Annotated in this window: 20 protein-coding genes and 1 pseudogene (1 of these 21 running past the window's edge); 15 read left to right on the top strand and 6 right to left on the bottom strand. The window is 58.0% G+C overall.

Annotated elements, in window-relative coordinates; translation table 11 throughout:
• The 6 genes from Q7F15_RS19060 to scpC form a co-directional block, all read left to right on the top strand.
• A protein-coding gene (locus tag Q7F15_RS19060; protein WP_171566052.1) for a response regulator transcription factor crosses the window boundary here: on the top strand, positions 1–650 show its 3' portion. 46 nt of this gene lie to the left of the window's left edge; the window shows 650 of its 696 coding nt (coding positions 47–696); the start codon falls outside the window, past its left edge; its stop codon occupies positions 648–650.
• A complete protein-coding gene (locus Q7F15_RS19055; protein WP_304414807.1) occupies positions 650–2,101 on the top strand; it encodes a sensor histidine kinase in 1,452 nt (483 codons plus the stop codon). Before Q7F15_RS19060 ends, Q7F15_RS19055 begins: the two co-directional genes overlap by 1 nt.
• A 155-nt stretch (positions 2,102–2,256) precedes the next feature.
• Positions 2,257–2,577, top strand: coding sequence for a hypothetical protein (locus Q7F15_RS19050; RefSeq protein WP_171566055.1), 321 nt, complete (start codon positions 2,257–2,259; stop codon positions 2,575–2,577).
• 263 nt (positions 2,578–2,840) lie between these two features.
• A complete protein-coding gene (locus Q7F15_RS19045) occupies positions 2,841–4,313 on the top strand; it encodes an alanine/glycine:cation symporter family protein (RefSeq protein ID WP_304414806.1) in 1,473 nt (490 codons plus the stop codon).
• Between the two features lie 176 nt (positions 4,314–4,489).
• A complete protein-coding gene (locus Q7F15_RS19040) occupies positions 4,490–5,161 on the top strand; it encodes a LytR/AlgR family response regulator transcription factor (protein ID WP_171566058.1) in 672 nt (223 codons plus the stop codon).
• Positions 5,162–5,324: 163 nt separating this feature from the next.
• Positions 5,325–6,842: a succinyl-CoA:acetate CoA-transferase ScpC gene (scpC, locus tag Q7F15_RS19035; RefSeq protein ID WP_304414805.1), complete on the top strand. Its 1,518-nt coding sequence runs from the start codon at positions 5,325–5,327 to the stop codon at positions 6,840–6,842.
• A 57-nt stretch (positions 6,843–6,899) separates the two neighbouring features.
• Here the strand turns inward: scpC and Q7F15_RS19030 are convergent, their stop codons facing one another.
• The 6 genes from Q7F15_RS19030 to Q7F15_RS19005 all read right to left on the bottom strand — a co-directional run bounded on the left by Q7F15_RS19030 (position 6,900) and on the right by Q7F15_RS19005 (position 11,040).
• Positions 6,900–7,937, bottom strand: coding sequence for a serine hydrolase domain-containing protein (locus Q7F15_RS19030; RefSeq protein ID WP_304414804.1), 1,038 nt, complete (start codon positions 7,935–7,937; stop codon positions 6,900–6,902).
• Positions 7,938–8,211: 274 nt separating this feature from the next.
• On the bottom strand, positions 8,212–8,994 hold the full coding sequence (locus tag Q7F15_RS19025) for a pirin family protein (protein ID WP_304414803.1): 783 nt from the start codon (positions 8,992–8,994) through the stop codon (positions 8,212–8,214).
• A gap of 62 nt (positions 8,995–9,056) precedes the next feature.
• Complete coding sequence (locus Q7F15_RS19020) at positions 9,057–9,443, bottom strand: DoxX family protein (protein ID WP_171566062.1); 387 nt, start codon at positions 9,441–9,443, stop codon at positions 9,057–9,059.
• Between the two features lie 78 nt (positions 9,444–9,521).
• The gene (locus Q7F15_RS19015) at positions 9,522–10,148 is read right to left on the bottom strand and encodes an FMN-dependent NADH-azoreductase (protein ID WP_171566064.1); all 627 of its coding nucleotides are present in this window, start codon (positions 10,146–10,148) and stop codon (positions 9,522–9,524) included.
• Positions 10,149–10,267: 119 nt separating this feature from the next.
• Positions 10,268–10,714: a MarR family winged helix-turn-helix transcriptional regulator gene (locus tag Q7F15_RS19010; RefSeq protein ID WP_304414802.1), complete on the bottom strand. Its 447-nt coding sequence runs from the start codon at positions 10,712–10,714 to the stop codon at positions 10,268–10,270.
• A 170-nt stretch (positions 10,715–10,884) separates the two neighbouring features.
• The gene (locus tag Q7F15_RS19005) at positions 10,885–11,040 is read right to left on the bottom strand and encodes a hypothetical protein (RefSeq protein ID WP_304414801.1); all 156 of its coding nucleotides are present in this window, start codon (positions 11,038–11,040) and stop codon (positions 10,885–10,887) included.
• A gap of 257 nt (positions 11,041–11,297) precedes the next feature.
• Here Q7F15_RS19005 and Q7F15_RS19000 point away from each other — a divergent pair, with 257 nt between their 5' ends.
• The 9 genes and pseudogenes from Q7F15_RS19000 to Q7F15_RS18960 all read left to right on the top strand — a co-directional run bounded on the left by Q7F15_RS19000 (position 11,298) and on the right by Q7F15_RS18960 (position 21,893).
• Complete coding sequence (locus tag Q7F15_RS19000) at positions 11,298–12,398, top strand: carbohydrate kinase (protein WP_212133020.1); 1,101 nt, start codon at positions 11,298–11,300, stop codon at positions 12,396–12,398.
• A 3-nt stretch (positions 12,399–12,401) separates the two neighbouring features.
• Entirely contained in the window at positions 12,402–13,319 is a 918-nt protein-coding gene (locus Q7F15_RS18995) for a pseudouridine-5'-phosphate glycosidase (protein ID WP_304414800.1), read from the top strand.
• 156 nt (positions 13,320–13,475) lie between these two features.
• Positions 13,476–15,773, top strand: a pseudogene (locus Q7F15_RS18990) (heavy metal translocating P-type ATPase); the annotation flags it as partial.
• On the top strand, positions 15,770–15,931 hold the full coding sequence (locus Q7F15_RS18985; protein WP_304414799.1) for a hypothetical protein: 162 nt from the start codon (positions 15,770–15,772) through the stop codon (positions 15,929–15,931). The pseudogene Q7F15_RS18990 and the gene Q7F15_RS18985, both read left to right, overlap by 4 nt.
• A gap of 191 nt (positions 15,932–16,122) precedes the next feature.
• Positions 16,123–16,323 carry a copper chaperone CopZ gene (gene copZ / locus Q7F15_RS18980; protein ID WP_029100895.1) on the top strand — a complete coding sequence of 67 codons (201 nt, stop codon included), beginning with the start codon at positions 16,123–16,125 and terminating at the stop codon, positions 16,321–16,323.
• A 98-nt stretch (positions 16,324–16,421) separates the two neighbouring features.
• Positions 16,422–17,300, top strand: a complete 879-nt coding sequence (locus tag Q7F15_RS18975; RefSeq protein ID WP_304414798.1) for an arginase family protein — start codon at positions 16,422–16,424, stop codon at positions 17,298–17,300.
• Positions 17,301–17,337: 37 nt separating this feature from the next.
• Entirely contained in the window at positions 17,338–18,297 is a 960-nt protein-coding gene (locus Q7F15_RS18970; protein WP_171566071.1) for a sporulation protein, read from the top strand.
• A gap of 186 nt (positions 18,298–18,483) precedes the next feature.
• Positions 18,484–20,139, top strand: coding sequence for a response regulator (locus Q7F15_RS18965; RefSeq protein ID WP_304414797.1), 1,656 nt, complete (start codon positions 18,484–18,486; stop codon positions 20,137–20,139).
• Positions 20,136–21,893, top strand: coding sequence for a cache domain-containing sensor histidine kinase (locus Q7F15_RS18960; RefSeq protein WP_249179110.1), 1,758 nt, complete (start codon positions 20,136–20,138; stop codon positions 21,891–21,893). The genes Q7F15_RS18965 and Q7F15_RS18960 overlap by 4 nt, the downstream gene beginning before the upstream one ends.

The raw sequence follows: 21,893 nt of genomic DNA, 5'->3' as shown, positions 1-21,893 counted from the left end.
GCGAAATCATTCGCCTGTACTTTGCGAAGCAGCAGATTGACCTGGTAGTGGCCAGCGACGGCAGACAAGCGCTGGAGCTGGTGGAAAAAGAATCGCCGGACATGATTATTCTCGACGTCATGATGCCGCAGATGGACGGCTTTGAGGCGTGCCGCGAAATCCGCAAAAGATGGGACACGCCGATCATCATGCTTACGGCAAAGGACGAAGAATTTGACCGTGTGCTCGGCTTGGAGCTTGGGGCAGACGATTATGTAACGAAACCATTCAGTCCGCGTGAACTGGTGGCCAGGATTCGGGCCATCCTCAGAAGAATGCAGCCGAGGGAAAAGGTGGAGGAAGACGCGGCGCGCCTGCTCACATTCGATCAGTTGTCCATTGATTTGGACAAGCGGGAAGTGATCGCAGCCGGTGAAAAAATCAGCTTTCGCCCAAAGGAGTTTGACCTGCTGGTCCATCTGGCAAAATCGCCGGGCAGCGTCTTTTCGCGTGAGCAATTGCTGGAACAAATCTGGGGTTTTGACTATTTTGGCGACATCCGCACGATTGACGTGCACATCAAAAAGATTAGGCAGCGGCTGAGCAAGCTTCCCTACGAATGCATCCACACGGTGTGGGGAATCGGCTACAAATTCGAGGTGGACAAGTAATGCTGGGGATGTCGAAAAGCATCTTCCGCCGCCTGTTGTTCAGCTATCTTGCCACCGTGCTGATCGGATTGGGCATCTCCGGTCTGTTGATCTCCTTTTTCGCCAAGGAATACTTTTACAATGCCAAGCAACAGGAACTGCTGCGCCAGGCGAAAAAAGTGAACGTACAGATAAATGACAGCCGTCGGGTTAATGCACGTCTGCTGGAACAACTGCGTAATCTGGACGAAACGTACGATGTGCGCATCTGGCTGTTTGACGCTGATGGGAAGATTGTCGCCACCTCGATGAAAGACGAAGTGTTTACGGGAAAATCGGTCGCGATGTCGATCGCCAACAAGGTGCTGAACGGGGAAAACGCGGTAACGGAACTGAAGATCGATGGCTTGGAGGACCCGATGCTCTCCGTCGCCATTCCCTGGGGAGAAGGAGAGGAGATCTACGGGGGGATCATTCTGCACGCCCCGATCGAAGGCATCGAGCGCACCTTTGCCCAAATGCGGGAAACCATCCTCTGGGCCACCCTGTTCGGCGTCCTGCTGTCCACGGCAATGGTCTCCTATCTCTCGTGGTCGATCTCCCGGCCGCTGAAAAAAATCGAGCGCACGGCCACGGAAATTGGACGAGGCAACTACGCCGAGCGGGTCAAGATAGACACGGCGGACGAGATCAGCGACCTTGCGCAGACGATCAATACGTTGGCGGAAAAGCTGGAACGGGTGGAGCAGGAACGGCACCACCTGGAGCGGGTGCGCAACGATTTTCTCGCCAACGTGTCGCATGAGCTGCGGACGCCGCTGACGGCGATCCAAGGCTTTTTGGAGGCGCTGCAGGACGGCCTGGTGGAAGAGGAGGAAGCGCGGCAAAAGTATTACGCCGTGATGTACTCGGAAACGATGCAAATCAACCGTCTGGTAGACGACCTGATGGATTTGATGAAATTGGAGAACAACGAGGTGACGCTGGCCAGATTCCCGGTCGATGTGGCCGAGGTGATCAACAAGACGGCGTTTGCCTTTCGCCCTGAAGCGGCGGAGAAAGGGCTGGAGATCGAGGTGGCACTGGCGGACAACCTGCCGAAGATCTACGCCGATAAGGACCGTGTCGCCCAAATTGTGAAAAACCTGGTCAAAAATGCAGTGAAATTTACCGACGAAGGGACGATCCGCATCACCGCAGAACCGGATGGCGAGTGGGTGAGGATGTCTGTCGCCGACAGCGGCATTGGCATCGCTGCAGACGACCTCCCGCGCATTTGGGAACGGTTTTTCAAGGTAGATCGCGGACGTTCCAAGAAAAACAAGGGCACGGGGTTGGGGCTGGCGATCGTCAAAGAGCTGGTCGAACTGCACGACGGAACCATCACGGTGGAAAGCGAGCCGGGCTTGGGAACCACGTTTACGGTCTGGCTGCCGACCGTGGAAAAGTACCGTCAGGCGCAAGCGCAGTAATACGGCGTCGAAGCGGTTCGGGACGGTCATGATTTTTTCATAGTTTGTTCATGGTTTTTTCCCACTTCGCTCACGGAATGGCTATCTTTTCCCGTTACGCTATGAGTGTGACGGCGAGGTCGTCATGAACCTTGAAACGAAAGGGGAGAATGAACATGAAAAAAACATGGGTATCCCTGGCCGCTGTGGCTGTACTGCTGTCCGGCAGCCTGGTGGCATGCTCCAATGGAACGGACACGCCGGAACCGGCAACACAGCAGGACGGCGGAAGTGCCACGACTCCGGAGACGTCTACTCAAACGGAAAACCAATCGACCGACAGCTCGGTTTCTCAAGAACAATCGAACGCGAATGCTGGTGTAGCTGACTCGAATGCCGGCACGTCCGACGCCTCGACGGGGGCTTCTGACACCACCGGCTCCACCGATTCGGGTTCGACAGGTTCCGAATCTACTACCGATTCCGCCCAGAACTAACGGCGAGACATTCGGTCATAGGCGAGCAACACCACTCTTTCCCCGCATCCCTCCATGTATCCATATATGTCAGGACGGTTTTTACCGTCCTTTTTTGTTTTGGCGGCCATACGTTTTCTCGCAAGACAGTGGGTATTCAATATGACGGTGATTCATTGGCTGGTCTGGTTTCGGACGGTGTCGAAATTATTTCCAGTTGTATGAACAAACGAAATATTTTATAATTGCACAATATCGAAAGATTTTGAAAGGGGGCAATTTATTTGGAAGCAATCATTACGTGGATCAACGACCTTATTTGGAGTCCTGCAATGATTTATCTCTGTTTGGGGACAGGCTTGTTTTACTCGTTGGCGACCCGGTTTCTGCAGCTGAGACACTTTAAAGCCATGATCAAGCACATGTTTGAAGGAAAGAGCTCCGAGGCAGGGGTATCGTCTTTCCAAGCCTTGTCGATGGCGCTGTCCGGCCGTGTCGGGACGGGCAACATCGCCGGCGTGGCGACCGCGATCGCTGCAGGGGGACCGGGTGCGGTCTTCTGGATGTGGATGATGGCCTTTTTGGGGGCAGGTTCGGCGTTCGTCGAAGCCGCCTTGGGTCAGGTGTACAAAACCAAACAAGATGGCCAGTTTCGCGGCGGCCCTGCCTATTACATTGAAAAAGGGCTGAAGCTGAAATGGTACGCTGTCTTGTTTGCAGTGGTGACCGTCATTGCAACGGGCGTGCTGCTGCCGGGTGTGCAGGCAAACAGCATCGCGGCGGGGATCGAAAACGCCTTTAATATCCACCCTGCCATTACGGGTATTTTCCTGGTCGTGTTGTTGGCTGCGATCATCTTCGGCGGCGTCAAGCGGATTGCCAATGTAGCACAGGTAGTCGTGCCGTTTATGGCGCTGGGTTATATTTTGGTGGCCTTGATTATTGTCATTATGAACATTAACCAATTGCCTGGCGTGTTGAAGCTGATCTTCCAAAGTGCGTTTGGTGTGGACGCAGCCTTCGGCGGCATTCTCGGCGCCGCCATCTCCTGGGGTGTGAAGCGGGGAATCTATTCCAACGAAGCGGGACAGGGGACCGCACCGCATGCCGCCTCTGCAGCAGAAGTATCCCATCCTGCCAAGCAGGGGCTGGTTCAGGCGTTCTCCGTCTACGTGGATACGTGGTTTGTCTGTTCTGCAACCGCTTTCATGATTTTGATTACCGGCATGTACAACGTAACGCCTGAAGGAGCGGCGCCCATCGTGAACAACCTGGGTAACGTCGAGCCGGGTCCGATTTATACCCAGCAGGCTATCGAGTCGGTGTTCCCCGGCTTCGGCGCTCCGTTTGTCGCGATTGCGCTTCTGTTCTTTGCCTTTACCACGATCATGGCCTACTACTACATGGCGGAGACCAACCTGGCCTATCTCAACCGCTACGTGAAGCGCCCCTGGACGGAGTACGCCTTGAAGATCGTCATCCTGGGGGTTACCTTCTACGGAAGCGTGAAGACGGCAGGTCTGGCCTGGACCTTGGGGGACATTGGCGTCGGCAGCATGGCGTGGCTGAACATCATCGCCATTCTGCTGCTCACCAAGCCGGCGCTGGCCGTCTTAAAGGACTATGAACGCCAGATGAAAGAAGGGAAAGACCCGGTATTCGATCCAGTCAAGGTGGGCATTGCCGACGCGGATTTCTGGGAGAAAGAATACAAGTACCAAGGCGAGTCGGATATGTCCAGAAGGAAAACGTCGTAATGTCGTAATGGTGAAAAGACCTCGGACTGCACATGCAGCGCCGGGGTCTTTTTCCGTTGCCGTTCAAATTGCGAAATTGGCGCCGCCGGTGGAAAAGAGAGGAGAGTTCGTCCGGAGCAGGCGCAATTGTGTTTTAATAAAAGTACACATCCATTTTCATGGCAGAGGGATGAAGCATGGAGAAAACACTGGTTCCCGAAGTATTGCAGATGATCGGTGAAGTGATCCCGGAGGGCGTGTCCATCGCCGTCTCGGACGATTCCCGCTACATTTACTATCAGCCCAGCGCCAGCATCGACCTGAAAATCAAACCGGGCGACGCGGTGCGGGAAGGCTCGGCGACGCACAAAGCGCTTACTGCTCGCCGGAAAGTGGCGCAATACGTGGAAAGCCGGGTGTTTGGCGTTCCCTATTACGGTGTCTCGCTGCCGCTTGTGCGCGGCGCACGGCTCGAGGGCTGCGTCACTGCGATATACCCTCGGGTGTTGATGCCGCTTATGGCGCCGCTGCCGGCGCTGACCGTGCTGACCGGCAAGACGGACAACGGCTGGCTGCCTGTCCACGTGTCGGACATCATGTTTATCCGTTCACACGAGGGCAAAACGCTGCTGCACACGGCAAACGGCTCGTACGTCAACCGCTACAGCCTGACCGAACTGGAACGAATGCTGCCGCCCGAGCGGTTCGTTCGCTGCCATCGGAGCTATCTGGTCAATATCGAAGCCGTTGGCTTTATCCATCCGCATTTTCACTCTACATTCATGCTGGAGATGAAAGACAAGCAGCGGACCCGCGTGCCGGTCAGCCAGTCCTACGCCAGCCATTTCCGGCAAAGGCTCGGGTTTTAAGGGACGTTAAGCCCTGGGCCTGTCGTTGGGCGCCGTTGATGTTCAGGGGTGTTTTTTCTGGCCTGCCGCCGCATTTTCTGGCTTGCGGGAAATCGAGTGCTCGTTCAGTTTGGATGTGCTACTGTGGTAGCAAACAGACGAACGAAATGGGCAGGTGGCTAATATGGTATGGGAGCGCTTACGCGATCAACGCCTGCGAGACAAAATCGTCCAGGCAGAGGAAGCGGCAAGCTGGATTGAGGATGGCATGACCCTCGGGCTGAGCGGGTTTACGCGGGCAGGAGATGCCAAGGTCGTGCCGGTCGCCCTGGCAGAACAGGCAAAACAGGGGAGACGGCGGCTTACCGTCAACGTATACACGGGGGCGTCCCTGGGCTCCGGCGTGGACACGGTGTTGGCGGAAGCGGGAATAGTCGGCAAGCGGCTGCCGTTTCAGGTGGATTCGGTGATGCGGCAAAAGATCAACGAGGGAGAACTGCTGTTTGTCGATCAGCATTTGTCCCATACGGCCGAGCTGATCCGCGCGGGAGTGATGGACCCGATTGATTATGCAATCGTGGAAGCGGTTGCAGTAACGGAAGACGGGATGATCATTCCGTCGACCTCTGTGGGCAATTCCAACGTCTTCGTGGAACATGCCAAGCACGTCATCATCGAGCTGAACGTGGCACAGCCGCTCGCGCTGGAAGGCATCCACGACATCTACACGCCAGGCCGGCAGGGGGGACGTGCGCCGATCCCGCTGACCTCGGCCGAACAGCGGATCGGGAAAAAGGGCATTCCGGTCGACCCGGAGAAAGTGAAGGGCATCGTCATCACTGAGCAGTGGGACTCTCCGTCCACGATCGCCGAGCCGGATGAGGAAACGGCGGTGATGGCCGGCCATTTGATCGAGTTTTTGCGTCATGAAGTGAAAAAAGGGCGGTTGCCGCGAAACCTGATGCCGTTGCAGTCCGGTATCGGTTCAGTCGCCAATGCGGTGTTCAACGGATTTTTGGAGTCGGAGTTTTCCGGTTTGACGGTGTATTCCGAGGTGCTGCAGGACGCTGTGTTTGAGCTGATTGACGCAGGCAAGGTGACATTTGCGTCCGGTTGTTCGATCACGCTGACGGCGGAGAAAATGAAACAGGTGGCAGCCAACTTCCACGCGTACCGCGACAAGCTGGTGCTACGGCCGCAGGAGATCAGCAACCATCCCGAGATAATCCGCCGTCTGGGGCTCATCTCCATCAACACTGCCCTGGAGTTTGACATCTACGGCAACGTCAATTCGACCAACGTCCTGGGGACGCGCATGATGAACGGCATCGGCGGGTCCGGCGACTTTGCCCGCAATGCCCGCCTGGGGATATTTGTCACCAAGTCGGTGGCCAAGGGCGGCAGGATCTCCAGCATCGTTCCGTTTGTCTCCCACGTGGACCACACGGAGCACGACGTCGATATCGTCGTCACGGAGCAGGGATTGGCCGACCTGCGCGGTCTGGCGCCGCGCGAACGGGCCCGGCTGATCATCGAGAATTGCGCCCACCCGCTCTATCGTGATCAACTGCGCGACTACTTCCGGGAAGCGCTGGCGCGCGGCGGCCATACGCCGCATGTGCTGGAAAAAGCGTTCTCCTGGCACACGCGGTTCGCCAGGGAAGGCACGATGCTCGATATGACAACGGTCTCCTCCCGCTGACGGGGGAGACCGTTTGTTCGTTTCGAGCTTGGCTCATCAGCAGGGCCCAAGCGGTGGTTACGCCCGTTTGGCCGCTGCCACGGCGCGGTCGCTGAACGCTTTCAGGTAATCGAGATAGGTGCCCTGCTCATCCTCGTAGTTGCCGTTTTTGTTGGCCATACGGACCAACACCAGGTCCAGTTCCGGCACGACGAGCAGGAGCGGTCCGGAATGGCCGACGATCTTGTATGAGCCCCGGGGAACGCTGTCCCCGATGATGTACTGCGGCGACGGCCCCGAATTGACGAACCAGAGACAGCCGTTTTGAGGCAGGCCGGGGGGCAGCGACGAGGGCGACTGGCAGGACACGGACAGGCGAAATACCGCTTCCGGAGCGATTTGCTTGCCGTTGAGCTGACCGGCTTTCAGGTGGAGATACCCCCACCAGGCAAGCTCCCGCGCGGAAACGTGCAGATTGGGTTCCGCACCGGACGGGTCCGGGTGAATCAGCAGCTTGGCGGTACCCTTCTGATCCATGATGACCGGCACCAGCGTTTCCGCCGGAGCGGTACGCCAGCCGGTCTCCCGCCAGCCGAGCGGGGCAAAAATCTTCTCCTCCAGCAATTCGGCGACGGTCAGTCCGGTCACCCGGGGAACCAGCTCGGTGAGCAGTTGGATGCCCGTGTTGTTGTAAGCCCAGCCGGTGCCCGGTGCGAAGCGGCTGACCAGCCGGCCATCGCCATCGCGATCCAGTCCGTGCGTGTGGGTCAACAAATGGCGGACGGCGACTCCGTCCAGCAGGCGGCGGCTGTCCTCATCCGTAGAGAGGTAGCGGGAGACCGGTTCGTCCAGCGAGGCGATGCCGCCGGAGTGCACAGCCCAGGCGACCGCAAAGCCGATGTAGCTTTTGCGGACGGAAGCGACGTGAAACTGCGAATCGGCAGCCGCCGGACGGGCATCGGCTGCGTGGGAGTGGCGGCCGCTGTAGTGCTCCGCGACGATGCGGCCGCGCTGGATGACGTAGATGGCGCAGGCGGTACCGCCGTTCAGCCGGTTGATCCGCTCGGCGTATTCGAACAAGGAATCAAAGGCGGCAGTCGGTTTACAGGGCAGCATGTGACTCTCCTCCGAATCGATGGAAATGAAAGGGCGAACGTATGTACGTCTTTTTTCGCGGGAAAACGGGGAAATTCCTGCCGGAAAAACGGATGAATGAAGGGGAAAACCGTGAATGGGAGGAGGAAATGCGTCACTTTTCCTTTCAAACAAAAGTTTAACAAGGGGCTGGCCAGACTTAGAAATCGGCCGGCCGATCAGCTTGCGGAGGAGGCGCGAACATAATAAAAAGGCCGTCACTTTCTGCGTGACGGCCTCGTTTTTGCCGCTGCGATTATTTGCGATACAGCGGGTACTCCACCTCGGCGGGGACGCGGATGGCGACGAGGCGCAGCGATTCACCCGGTTCGGCTTGGAAAACGACCGATTCCGTCCCGTTGGTTGTGACGACGGTGAAGTCGCCTGTTTCCAGGGGAGCGTTGTCGGCAGCGCCGCCGTCCGCCTGCCGCTGCGGCCAGGCAGTGCCGCGGCCGCTCACCACCACGGCCGCCAGAGCGTATCCGTCCGGGAGAGAATAGGTCCAGGATTGCCCTGCCGCGATCTCAATATCGGCCATCTCCGCGTCGGTCACGAGCCGGATAGGCGCCTGTGGGCCGATCACATGTTTGATCCGGACGCCGTCCGCTTCCTCCACGGGAAACTGTTCATGGTCGTATTGATGGTACGTGGGTGCTTCCTTGACGGCGCGGGCCAGATGCGGTTCAAACCAGATCTGAAACATTTCCGTTCCCGCCGGCAGTTCTTCCGCGTGATAGACGCCCGAGCCGGTCTGCATGACCTGTGCGCCACCGGTCGAGACCTGCTGCAGGTTGCCAAGCGTATCGCGATGCCCCACCGTGCCTGTCAAGACGTACGAAATGATTTCAAAACCGGAGTGGGGATGCAGGGGAATCTCAAACGTGGCCAGCGATTTGGCCCAGGCCCAGTAAAACAGCGGGCCGACGCGCTTGACAGCCGAGTGTTCGTGCGGAAAGCCGATCGGTTTGTTCTCCACGATCTCGCCGCTGCCGAAATGACCTTTACCTTGTTCGTTTGGCGAATAAACAGCGATGTGCATGTGCAGTTCCTCCTTCAACACAGGGATGCGGTCTCCGAAAGCTACCATTTTTCGTGCGATGATCAGAACAGGACGTAAGCGCCGGGGCCGATCAGGGCTACTCCGATTGCCACCGCAATCAGCACCAGGTTGTATTCGTATCCGTTTTGCGTCACCCAGTAGCCGTTGGCGCCGTGAACTTTGACGATTGCCACCAGCATGGTCAGGGCGATCAACAGCGCACCGACCCACGTGCCGACACCGGCGGCAAACAGCAGGCCGCCCACCAGCTCACCCAGTCCGGCCAACAGCGCCATGGTAACGCCCGGCTTCAATCCGATGGACTCCATCCATCCGCCGGTTCCTTTCAATCCGTGGCCCCCGAACCAGCCAAACAGTTTTTGGGCGCCGTGCCCCGCAAACGTCAATCCCACGACCAGACGAATGATCAACAAACCAAGATCCATCATGATGTTCATCTCTCCTTCATATATTTTAATTTTAAATATCTCAAAATCAAGATGTTTGTCCAAAAAGGCCGGCGGGCCTTAGAAGGTCTCCGCCAGTTTTGCTGCCTTTTCCAAGCCTTCCTGCACGATCGCTTCGGCTTTGTCCGGGAATTGGTTGTGCCCCTCCACGATCACGGTGGAGATGTCTTTCACTCCGAGGAAGCCGAGGACGTTTTGTACAAAGTTTACAGCCATTTCAGCCGCCGCAGCCGGACCTTCGGAGTAGATGCCGCCGCGCGCGTTCAGCAGGGCCACTTTTTTGTTGTTCAGCAGGCCAACCGGACCTTCCGGGGTGTATTTAAACGTTTTGCCGGCCTGGCACAGGTAATCAATGTAGGTATGCAGCACGGCAGGCACGGTGAAGTTCCACAGCGGGAAAGCGAACACCACCTTGTCTGCCTCCAGGAACTGATTCAGATACTTGTTCACCAGATCGGCTGCCTTCTGTTCTTCTGCGGTCAGCTCCATGCCTTGGCCGGATTTGTACATGGCGTTGATTTTCGTCACGTCGTAGTAAGGCAGGTTTTCCGCAAACAGGTCCAGTTCCACTACCTCGTCGTTCGGATGGGATTCTTTGTAGCTATCCAGAAACGCGTGGTACAGCTTCACGCTGACGGATTGTTCAATGGGACGGTTGTTGGCTTTCACAAACAGAACTTTGCTCATGCGGTTTCTCCTTTCATTTTGTAAGTCAATAACCTTTGTTTTGTAAATCTTGATTTCAAGATTATTATCTCTCCGCTGTTTTGTCAAGGTCTTTATTGGCTGCGGGCAGCAGGCATTTTCTAAAATCGTTCCTGCGCGGCCCTCCCCAGCTTTTTCAGCAGCGCGATCGCCTGCTGTTTTTCCTCGGCGGTAAGGCCGCTCACAGCCTTTTCGATCGCTTCCTTGTGGGACGGAAAAATATCAGCCAAAAACTGTTTGCCCTGGTCGGTCAGCTCCGCGTAAATGACGCGCCGATCCTCTGCACAGGGCTTGCGTACCAGCAGCTTCTTTTTTTCTAGTTTATCCACAACGTAGGTAATGTTTCCGCTGGAGATCAGGATTTTTTCGCCGATTTGCTGCAACGGTTGGGGGCCTTTATGAAACAGGACTTCCAGGACGCCAAATTCTGTCGGGTTCAATCCATGGCGGCGGATGTCGCGGTTGACATGGGCCGTGACCCAGTTGTAGGAACGGGACAGCGCAATCAGGAGATCAAGTGACTCGTTTCGCTGCTGCGTATCTGTCATAAAGGATGGCCCTCCTTTTTGTTTTGATGTTTAATATCTCTAATTTGAGACAATGGTACACGAGAGGGATTGTCTTGTCAATTAGCCGAGCTGACAGGGGATAGCGGCATGAAAGGCGACACCCCCTGGTGCTTGCGATGCGAGCGGGCAGAGGGTGCCGGCAGTACGGCCTAGTATTCCACTTTGGTGACTTCCTCCAGCGGGCCCAGCGGATTTTCCTTTGCTTCCCGCAGTTCTTTATCCAGCAGTTTTTCGTGGCTTTCGTCGGACAGGTCAAAGAAAAAATACTCGTCTTCGTGATTTTGCTTTTCTCGTTGATCAGCCAATTGAGATCCCACCTGTTTTTCGCTTAGTGTGCGCGAAACAGGGCGGCTCATGCAGCTTGTCTCGGTATGCCTGTCCCATGCCGGGCGCAATCCCAATGTGCGCCGAAGATTGGTTGCGGGGCGGCAGGCGCGTTTCTTGTCTGGGGAAAGGGGCGTGTGTTTTTTCTTTTCAAACATTTGTTTATGTGATAAACTTTTGTTTAGAAAGAGAATGTGATAAGAAACAGGGAATGATGTCGGAAGAAAGGAGGAGGGGCGTGGACAAGGAACAGCTCATCCTGCGCTACATTCGTGAAAATCCGTTTATCAGCCAGCAGGAGCTGGCCGACAAGATCGGCATTTCCCGCTCGGCGGTGGCCGGGTACATCGCCCAGCTCACCAAACGGGGCGAGATCAAGGGACGTGCCTATGTGCTGCGCGACGAAGGGCGGATCGTCTGCATCGGCGGAGCCAACCTGGACCGGAAGGCGCGCGGGAAGCAAAAAGTGCGGCTGCATTCGTCCAATCCGGTGGCCATCACCGAGTCGTGCGGTGGTGTTGCGCGCAACATCGCCGAAAACCTGGGGCGGCTGGGCACAAGCGTCACGCTGATCAGCTGCGTCGGTGAAGACAAAGAGGGCGAATGGATTTTGCAGGAGACGAAAAGACACGGCGTGGACGTCAGCCAGGTATGGCGGCTGCCGGCCCAACGCACGGGCACCTACACCGCGCTTCTGGACATCGACGGGGAGATGGTGGTCTCGCTGGCCAACATGGACATCTACGACGCGCTTACCCCGGAGATGTTTGCAGACAAGTGGTCCCATATCGCGGCAGCGCGGGCCGTTTTTCTCGATACCAATCTGCCGGCGGATTGCCTGGCGTACATCATCCAGCGCTGCAAACAGGAAAACATCCCGCTGTATATCGATCCGGTCTCTTCCGCGAAAGCGAAGAAACTGCCGGAGAGACTGGACGGCGTGGACGCGATCCTGCCCAATCGGGAAGAGGCGGAACTGCTGGCCGGCATGTCAATCACGTCGATCGAGGAGTGCGCCGAGGCGTGCCGTCAGATCCGGGAGCGGGGCGTCAAGCGGGTGGTCGTCACGCTGGGCGAGCAAGGCGTGTACTATCAATCGGCGGAACAGGCGGAGCACCTGGCCCCGTATCCGACAGAGGTGGTGGATGTCACCGGCGCGGGCGACGCATTTGCCTCCGGACTTTTGTACGGCATCGTCAACAATGAACCATTCGGACAAGCCTGCCGCCTCGGATTGGCCGCATCCGCCCTGACCCTGCAGACGGAGCAGTCGGTCTCGCCGCTGCTGCAGCCGGAACAGCTCGCACAAACAGTAAGCCAATATGAAAAGGAGCGATAATCCATGAAACAATATCTCACCTGCACGGAAGAAGTGCGTCACGCGCTGGAGAACAACCAGCCGGTCGTGGCGCTGGAGACGACGATCATCTCACACGGCATGCCGTACCCGCAAAACATCGAAATGGCCAAAGAAGTGGAGCGCATCATCCGCGACAACGGCGCCGTGCCGGCCACCATCGGGATCATGAACGGAAAAATCAAGATCGGGCTGACCGAGGCTGAACTGGAGGAATTTGCCACCAACAAATCGGTGGAAAAAGTAAGCCGCCGCGACTTTCCGTACATTCTGGCGAGCGGCAAAATCGGCGCCACCACTGTAGCCGCCACGATGATCGCCGCGCAGTTGTCCGGCATCCGCGTGTTTGCCACCGGCGGCATCGGCGGGGTGCACCGCGAAGGGGAGATCACCTGGGACGTGTCCGCTGACCTGACCGAACTGGCCCAAACCAACGTGGCCGTCGTCTGCGCCGGAGCCAAGTCGATTCTCGACCTGGGCCGCACGCTGGAATACCTGGAGACGCACGGTGTGCCGGTGGTCGGCTACCGCACGGCCGAGTTCCCGTCCTTCTTTGCCCGCGAGAGCGGCTTTGGTGTCGATTTCCGCCTGGACACGCCGGAGGAAGTGGCGACGCTGATGGACACCAAGTGGCAGTTGGGACTGAACGGCGGTCTGGTCATCGCCAATCCGGTGCCGGAAGCGGACGCGCTGAATCACCGCGAGATCGAAGCCGTCATCGAGCAAGCGCTGGCGGAAGCCAAGGAAAAGGGCATCACCGGAAAGCAAGTGACACCATTCCTGCTCGACCGGGTCAAACAGTTGACGGCCGGCAAGAGCCTGCAGACCAACATCGCTCTGGTGAAACACAACGCGGAAGTAGCGGCGAAGATTGCCGTCGCCTATCACGCCAAGAAAAACTGAAACGGCCCGCAATAACAGCGGCCGCCATTGTGCGCTGTCCAAAAACGGACGGCGCCCTTTTTTTGGCAGAAGATGTTAGCGCAAATGCTTGATATACCCACCCGGGGTATTATATAATGGGCATGTAATAAACAGGAGCCTTGGAGGGAATACTACCAAAAATATACCCCTCGTGGGTATCTTGATGCGGAGGAAGACGCGATGAGCGCGAAAATAAAAGAAGCGACGGTTTCGATTTCCGGCATGACCTGCGCGGCATGCGCGGCCCGGATCGAAAAGGGGCTGCACAAATTGCCCGGGGTGCTGGAGGCAAACGTCAACCTGGCCATGGAGACAGCCACCGTGGAATACGACGCGGGGCAGGTCGGCGTGGACGACCTGATCCGTCAGGTGGAAAAGCTGGGGTATCAAGCGGCTGCCAAGGACGATCAGACTGATGCGGAGACGGTTGACCGCCGGGCGGAGGAAATCGACCGGCAAACCGGGAAGTTTCTCTTTTCCCTGATCCTCTCCCTCCCCCTTTTGTGGGCGATGGTCAGCCATTTTTCCTTCACTTCGTTCATCTGGCTGCCGGAGATGTTCATGAATCCGTGGGTGCAGTTGGCGCTGGCGACGCCGGTGCAGTTCATCGTCGGCCGGCAGTTTTACGTCGGCGCCTACAAGGCACTGCGCAACGGCAGCGCCAACATGGATGTGCTGGTCGCCTTGGGCACATCGGCCGCCTACTTTTACAGTCTCTACCTGGCGGTTCGCTCCATCGGGTCGGGGGCGCACATGACGGAGCTCTATTTTGAGACGAGCGCCGTGCTGATTACGCTGATTCTGCTCGGCAAGCTGTTTGAGGCAAAGGCCAAGGGGCGTTCGTCACAGGCGATTCGCAAGCTGATGGGTCTGAGAGCGAAGACGGCCGTGGTGGTCCGTGACGGCGAGGAGCTGACGATTCCGGTGGAAGACGTGCGTCCGGGCGACATTGTCCACGTGAAGCCGGGGGAAAAGGTGCCTGTTGACGGCATCGTGCTGGAGGGACAGTCGGCGGTCGATGAATCGATGCTGACCGGTGAAAGCGTTCCTGTCGACAAGGCGGCGGGCGACGAGGTCATCGGCGCCACGCTGAACAAACACGGTTTTCTCAAAGTGCGGGCGACCAAAGTGGGCAAGGAGACAGCCTTGGCCCAGATCATCCGGGTCGTGGAAGAGGCGCAGGGCTCCAAAGCGCCCATTCAGCGGCTGGCTGACAGCATTTCCGGCATCTTCGTGCCGGTCGTCGTCGGCATCGCGCTCGTTACCTTCGCCGTCTGGTACCTGCTGGTGACGCCGGGGGACTTCGCCTCCGCGCTGGAGAAAGGCATTGCCGTGCTGGTGATCGCCTGCCCGTGCGCGTTGGGGCTGGCGACGCCCACCTCGATCATGGCCGGATCGGGCAGAGCCGCTGAACTGGGGATTTTGTTCAAGGGCGGTGAACACCTGGAGACGGCCCACAAGCTGGATGTGATCGTGCTGGACAAAACGGGCACGGTGACGAAAGGGGAGCCGGCGCTGACTGACGTGCTGGCCTACGGGATGGAGGAAGCGGAGCTGCTGGCGCTGGTGGGAGCGGCGGAGAAACACTCCGAGCATCCGCTGGCTCAGGCGATCGTCAAGGGCGTTGTCGACAGGGGCGTCACGCTGAGCGGAGCCGCCGACACGTTTGAGGCGGTTCCCGGGTTTGGCATCCGCGCCGCAGTAGACGGCAGGGAGGTGCTGGTAGGGACGCGACGTCTCCTGGACAGGCATCAGATCCCGTTTGACCAGGCGGCGGAGGCAATGGCACGGCTCGAGCAGGAGGGCAAAACGGCAATGCTGGTGGCCGTGGACGGCCGGCTGGCCGGGCTGGTGGCGGTGGCCGATACGATCAAGCCGACGTCCCGCGAGGCGGTGCAGCGCTTGAAGGCGATGGGACTGGAGGTCGTCATGATCACCGGCGACAATCGGCTGACGGCGGAGGCGATCGCCCGCCAGACGGGAATCGATCGGGTGATCGCGGAAGTGCTGCCGGAAGGAAAGGCGGACGAAGTGAAAAAGCTGCAGCAGCAGGGCCGCAGGGTAGCGATGGTGGGCGACGGGATCAATGACGCGCCCGCACTGGCCACCGCCGACATTGGGATGGCGATCGGCACCGGAACGGACGTGGCCATGGAGGCGGCAGACATTACCCTGATGCGCGGCGATCTAAACGGCGTAGCCGACGCGATCCTGATGAGCCGCAAAACCATCCGCAACATCAAGCAGAACCTGTTCTGGGCCTTTGCCTACAACACGCTGGGCATCCCTGTGGCGGCGCTGGGCTTCCTCGCGCCCTGGCTGGCCGGAGCGGCGATGGCCTTCAGCTCGGTGTCGGTCGTGCTGAACGCCCTGCGCCTGCAACGCGTCAAACTGGAACCTGGAATCACAAGAAACGAAGGGGCGATGAGATGAGCCGCACAGCTGCATGGGCGCTTTCCGGCGTCGTGTACCTTTTACTCGTCATCGGCGGCTACCTGCTGTACGAAGCGGTTGCAACTCCAGGAGAAGCTCCGCATCAGCAGCAGGAGAACCACTCCCTGAATCAGCCGGCCGTCCCTGCCGCGGAGTAAGCTGCAGCTGAGACCGGCCAGCGGCGGCGGATCATTCCGCCTCACAGTCAGCCGGTTAAACGTAATCGCGGCTCGTAGATCTGCGGCCCGACCGGCAATCACCAGCCCGCCTGCATCCGGTCCCGTGAAATACAGAGGCGGCGGCAGGCGGACAGAAAGCATACAGAAAACAGGAAAAAGGAGCGATCATCATGCAAAACGTAACGCTGCGCGTGGAAGGAATGTCGTGCAATCACTGCGTCAACGCGATTGAAAAGGCACTGAAGGAATTGGGCGCATCCGGAAAAGTGGATCTGGCCGCCAAAACGGTGGAGGTCAGCTATGACGAGAACGCCCTGACGCTGGAGGCGATCAAGGAAGCGATCGAAGACCAGGGATACGATGTAGTCTGACACCTGGCGGCAGTGCCCCTCGGCTGGCGAACACGATCCGGGATGGGAAAATCAGGCTATGATAAAATGGAAGCAGCTTGATTTAAGGAGGGAGCGCGGTGAATGTAACGATAACAGGCATTCCCATCTACTCCGGCGCCTATGTCTCCGGTACGGAACTGGCGCCAGCCGCTTTGCGGGCGGCGGGTTTGATGACCGTTCTGCAGGAGCAGGGTATACCGGCAACCGACCGGGGAGATCTCGTCCTTCCCGCTTATCTGCCGCGGCACAACGTTCCGCCTGTTCGCAACTGGCCGGCGCCGCGCATGGTCTGGGACCTGCTGCGCGAAGAGGCGCGCGGCTGCTTTGGCCGCGACCAATTTTCCCTGTTTCTCGGCGGCGACTGCAGCGTGATCGTCGGGACGGCGCAAGCGTTTCGCGACGTCTATGGAGACAAGGTGTACCTCCTGGTGCTGGATGGCCACGTTGACGCGAGGGTGCCCTCAGCCTCCCGCTGTGTCGGAGCAGCTGGCATGGGCCTGTGGTTTTTGCTGCAGGGCGGCGGCGTCTGGATCGAGGAGACCGGATGGACAGCGGACCGCATCGCCGTATTGGGGTGCCAGCAGATGCCGGACGAGACCTTAGGAGTAGAGATCGTCACGCTTGATCAGTTGTGTGAACGGGGACCGGGCCCGCTGGCAGCCGACGTCTTGCAGGCGATCCCTTCTGATGCGCATATCCTCGTCCACTTTGACGTCGACGTGATGCACAAGGAGGCAATGGCAGCCGCCTATTCACCGAGCGAAACCGGCCTGTCGCTGGCGCAGACGGAGGAACTGCTGAGCACTGTGCTGGCCGATCCGCGCGTCGTCGGGGTAAATGTGACGGAATTTTCTGCATTGCGGGACGTGACAGGTGAGCAGGCCAGCCGACTGGTTCGGCTGCTTGGCCGCGCACTGGCTGCTCGCAAAACCCCCTCTGGATCTGATACGATATAAATATAAACTGTTGCTTATATAAAAGGGGGAAAGGGTCTTGCTGAAAAAGCTGATGGCCAAACTGGGAGTGGGAGCGGCGACAGTGGATCTTAGGTTGGATCGCCCTGCCTACCGGTTGGGAGAGACGATCACGGGCGCGATCCGCATCGAAGGAGGCAGCGTGGAACAGCGCATCTCCGAACTGAGCGTCCTGCTGATGATGAAGGTGAACGTGCGGGGGCAGGAGGTAACGCGTCCGGTGCATACGTACCCGGTCAGCCGCAGCTTCACCGTGCAGCCGAAGCCCTTTGTGCAGGAGATTCCGTTTGCCTTTGAACTGCCGGCAGGGTTGGCCGTGTCGACACCGTCCGTTCAGTACTACCTGCACACCAAGCTGGATGTGGAACGGGCGCTTGACCCGACCGACCTGGATCCGGTGCAGGTGCTGCCGCCGGAACCGGTGGAACGCGTGCTGAACGCACTGGCCCGCCTCGATCTGCGGCAAAAGCCCGACTCCGGCAAGCTCACGCCGTACGGTCAGGAGTTTTCGTTTTTCACGGGACGGCCGCTGGACATCCCGCTCAAGGAACTGGAGGTCGTCTTCCTCTCCACACCGGGTGAGCTGCGCCTGTTGACGGAGCTGGATCTGGCTGTTCCCGGCAGGTTCGGCGGAGAGATGGAGCGCAAGGCGGAGATCGTCGTGCCGCAGGACCTGCTGGCAGCCGACCGGGAAGAGGAGCTTTCCCGTTTCCTGTTGGATACGCTTCGCACCTATGCGGAAAATCCGCAGGCGATTCCGTACGTGTCGATGGCGTCCTACGGTCAGCCGCCGCACGGTCACCAGGGACACTACGGTCACCACGGCCATGGCATGGCCGGCATGATCGGCGGCATGGCGGCCGGTTTCCTGGGCGGCATGCTGCTGGGCGAGGTCATGGAGGAGATCGGAGAGTCGGCCGGTGACATGTTTGAAGAAGCGGGATTGGATTTCGATTTCGACGGCTTTGACGAACTGTAATTACAGTGCGCCCACCGTTTCCCTTTCCGGGGAGGCGGTGGTTTTTTCGTGTTGGCGTGCGGAATCACGTACGGCGAAAACGACATGGACGATACGCATAGGGCTTCGGTCGAAAGCCCTGTTTCTTGTCCGCCCGGGAGGAGTCCGAGCCCGCCTGGAGTAAATATGTAACCGGGGGGAAGAAGCATGTACACACTGCTGCTGATTGACGACGAAGAAGACGTAAGGGAAGGCGTTATCCGCGAGGTTGACTGGCAGGCTTACGGGTTCGCGGTCATCGGAACGGCTGAAAACGGCCAGGATGCGCTGGAGAAGATGGAGAGAAGCGTACCGGACATCGTCGTCACCGACATCAAGATGCCGTTTATGGACGGGCTGGAGCTGGCCGCCGTCGTCAAAGAGCGGTATCCCACCGTCAAAATCGTGATTCTGACGGGCTTCGACGAGTTTGAATACGCGCGGAAAGCGGTCAAGCTGCAGATCGACGAATACGTGCTCAAGCCGTTTTCTGCGGGTGAACTGATCGACGCCCTTTTGAAAGTGCGGGCGCGGCTTGACCAAGAAGCCGCCGAGAAGAAAAACATTCGCCTGTTGAAGGAGCACTATCAAAAAAGCTTGCCGGTGCTAAGGGAAGTGTTTCTGACGTCGCTGATTACCCGCCGGCTGCCTGCAGCCGACATCCGGGAAAAGGCACACGCGTACCAGATCGATTTGGAGGGAAACGGCTTTGTGGTCGGCGCCGTCAGCATCGACCGGCCCGGTGTCGACGAACATGCGGCTGATCACTTTGCGCCGCCGCCCAGCCGTCAGACGAGGGGAACGGATCGGGAACTGCTGCTGCTCTCCGTCCGCAACATCGTGCAGGAAGTGGTCGACAAGCACCGTCTGGGGATTGTCTTCACCAACAACGACCATGTAGTCCTGATTGCCGTTCACCAGGAGCGCGAGCGGGAGGCGATCCTCCGGAAAACGACGGCCGTGCTGGAAGAAGCGCGGCAATTCGTTGAAAAATTTTGCGAATTCACAGTAACAGCTGGGATCGGGACGGTCACCGGCGACTTGGCTGACCTTTCCTTTTCCTACGAGGATGCAGTTGCTGCGCTTGACTACAGGGTCGTGCTCGGAAACAACCGGGTCATCTGCGTCGATGACGTGGAAAAGCGCTGCGTGGAAAAGGTCCGCTTCGACGAGCAAAAAGAGCATGCGCTGATCCGCTGTCTGAAGGTGGGGACGCCGCAGGAACTGAGGGACATCCTGGATGAGCTGTTTGCCGAAGTTGCCGATGCCCGCGTGTCCATCAAGGATTATCACATTTACCTGCTGGAGATTCTGACCGCCATCCTGAAGGCGGCCAAGGGGGCCAATCTGGAGCCGGAGCGCGTCTTTGGCGAACATCTTCACTGGTTTACGGACATCCACAAGGCCCAAACGCTTCAGGAGACGAAGGACAGGCTGCTGCACATCTGCTTGGGCATGATGAACAGCATCGCCAGCGTCAGGCAGTCCTCCTACAAACGGCTCGTCGCCCAGGCCGTCGAATACGTCAAAAACCACTACCACGAAAGCGACATCTCGATCCACAAAGTGTGCAGGCAGCTTCACATCAGCGCGGGGTATTTCAGCAGCATTTTCAAAAAGGAGATGAATACGACGTTCGTCAACTTTCTGCTGCAGGTGAGAATGGAAGCGGCCCAGGAACTGCTGCTGACGACCGACCTGAAAACCTTTGAGATCGCAGAACGAGTCGGGTATACCGACCCCAACTACTTCAGCTTCTGCTTCCGCAAGAAATGGGGCATGTCTCCCAAGGAGTACAAAAACATGGCCAGAGGGGTACGATGAAAAATCCGGTTAACGCGCTGGTTCAAATGGTGAAGATGAAGAGCATTCAGTTTATCATCACGGCCTCGTTTACGCTGGTGACCGTCGCGGTCATGCTCTTTGTCGGCGTCATGCTGTACAGCAAATTTTCCGAAACAGCGGAACAAAATGCATTTTTGCACACCCAGCAAATGATCGACCAGGTCAGCTTCAATCTGAACAGCTACCTGGACAGCATGAAGGAGATTTTTGAACTGGCCGCAGAGAAGATCCGCCGAAGCGAGAACGTGCCGGACGACAAGCTGACGGAACGGTTGGGGACGATTCTGGAAACCCGTGAGGATCTTGTCTCGGTGGCCGTGTTTTCACGGGAGGGCGAACTGATCGCCGCGTATCCGCAGGCGGCGATGCGGAAAAACACGAGACTGCAGGAACAGAGCTGGTTTCAGGCGGCGTTGAAAGACCCCGGCCACATTTCCTTTTCGCTTCCGCACATTCAGAACCTGTTTCAAGGTGAGTACAAGTGGGTGGTCTCGATGAGCAGGGGCATCTCGGTCTCCCAGAACGGCGAAAGGGAGGACGCGATCCTGCTCGTGGACGTCAATTTCAAAACAATTGACGACCTCTGCCAGCGGGTGGAGCTGGGCAAAAAAGGGTATGTCTACATCATCGACCTGGCCGGCAACATCGTCTACCATCCGCAGCAGCAGCTGATCTACGTCGGATTGAAAAACGAGAATCGGGCCATTGCCTTGAAAAACTCGTACGGCAGCTACGTGGACGAGTCCGACGGGGAGCGGCGGCTGGTCACGATCAAGACGCTGGATGACATCGGCTGGAAAATCGTCGGCGTCTCGTACATGGACGAGATCGCCACCACCAAAAAGGAGATCAGCGGGTTTATCTTCTGGCTGCTGGTTGTCGTCATCGCCGTGGTGGTGTTTGTCCTCACCTATATCTCCGCTGCCATCTCCCGGCCGATCCGCAATCTGGAACGCTCCATGCAGCAGGTGGAGAAGGGGGATTTTACGGTCAACCTGGCCGTTCGCGGCAGTCACGAGGTGGAGCAGCTCTCGCGCCGCTTCAACCACATGGTGATCCGCATCAGGCAGCTCATGGATCAAATCATCCGGGAGCAGGAAGCCAAGCGGAAAAGCGAGCTGGAAGTGCTGCAGGCGCAGATCAACCCGCACTTTTTGTACAATACGCTCAACTCGGTCGTGCGCATGGTGGGGATCGGCAAAAACGAAGACGTAATCACCACCATTACCGCGCTTTCCAAACTGTTTCGGATCAGCCTCAGCAAAGGGAAAAACATCATCACCGTTCAGGAAGAACTGGAGCACGTGCGGAATTATCTGGTCATCCAAAAAATGAGGTACAAAAACAAATTCACCTATGAAATCACAGCCCAGGACGAGGTGCTTCCCTGCAAGACGCTGAAACTTCTGCTGCAGCCGATCGTGGAAAACGCGATTTACCACGGCATCGAGCCGTTGGCGGATCAGGGAAAGATCACCGTGTCGGCGGAACGGTCGGACGGTGACATCCTGTTCCGGGTGCGGGACAACGGGCTGGGCATCCCGCCCCACGTGCTGGAGCAGATCGGTTCCGGCCAAATCAAAAGCAAGGATGGGTCGGGAGTCGGCATCAAAAATGTGCATGAGCGCATCCGGCTGTTTTTTGGCGAAGCGTACGGTCTTTCCATCGAAAGCGATGAGGAGACCGGTACCACCGTGACCATACGAATACCGATGATAACGGAAGAGACGTGA

The sequence above is a fragment of the Brevibacillus aydinogluensis genome (assembly GCF_961514395.1).
GTDB classification, from domain to species: domain Bacteria; phylum Bacillota; class Bacilli; order Brevibacillales; family Brevibacillaceae; genus Brevibacillus; species Brevibacillus aydinogluensis.
Note: the sequence above shows the minus strand (reverse complement) of the source record. Positions and strands in the feature narration are given on the sequence as shown.

Bases quoted from the DNA above. Each gene is read 5' to 3' on its own strand.
- Q7F15_RS19050 (WP_171566055.1), top strand. From the start codon at position 2,257: ATGAAAAAAACATGGGTATCCCTGGCCGCTGTGGCTGTACTGCTGTCC.
- Q7F15_RS18960 (WP_249179110.1), top strand. From the start codon at position 20,136: ATGAAAAATCCGGTTAACGCGCTGGTTCAAATGGTGAAGATGAAGAGC.
- copZ (WP_029100895.1), top strand. From the start codon at position 16,123: ATGCAAAACGTAACGCTGCGCGTGGAAGGAATGTCGTGCAATCACTGC.
- Q7F15_RS19055 (WP_304414807.1), top strand. From the start codon at position 650: ATGCTGGGGATGTCGAAAAGCATCTTCCGCCGCCTGTTGTTCAGCTAT.
- Q7F15_RS19030 (WP_304414804.1), bottom strand. From the start codon at position 7,937: ATGCTGCCCTGTAAACCGACTGCCGCCTTTGATTCCTTGTTCGAATAC.
- Q7F15_RS19015 (WP_171566064.1), bottom strand. From the start codon at position 10,148: ATGAGCAAAGTTCTGTTTGTGAAAGCCAACAACCGTCCCATTGAACAA.
- Q7F15_RS18965 (WP_304414797.1), top strand. From the start codon at position 18,484: ATGTACACACTGCTGCTGATTGACGACGAAGAAGACGTAAGGGAAGGC.
- Q7F15_RS19010 (WP_304414802.1), bottom strand. From the start codon at position 10,714: ATGACAGATACGCAGCAGCGAAACGAGTCACTTGATCTCCTGATTGCG.
- Q7F15_RS19020 (WP_171566062.1), bottom strand. From the start codon at position 9,443: ATGATGGATCTTGGTTTGTTGATCATTCGTCTGGTCGTGGGATTGACG.
- Q7F15_RS18985 (WP_304414799.1), top strand. From the start codon at position 15,770: ATGAGCCGCACAGCTGCATGGGCGCTTTCCGGCGTCGTGTACCTTTTA.
- Q7F15_RS19040 (WP_171566058.1), top strand. From the start codon at position 4,490: ATGGAGAAAACACTGGTTCCCGAAGTATTGCAGATGATCGGTGAAGTG.
- Q7F15_RS19025 (WP_304414803.1), bottom strand. From the start codon at position 8,994: ATGCACATCGCTGTTTATTCGCCAAACGAACAAGGTAAAGGTCATTTC.
- Q7F15_RS18995 (WP_304414800.1), top strand. From the start codon at position 12,402: ATGAAACAATATCTCACCTGCACGGAAGAAGTGCGTCACGCGCTGGAG.
- scpC (WP_304414805.1), top strand. From the start codon at position 5,325: ATGGTATGGGAGCGCTTACGCGATCAACGCCTGCGAGACAAAATCGTC.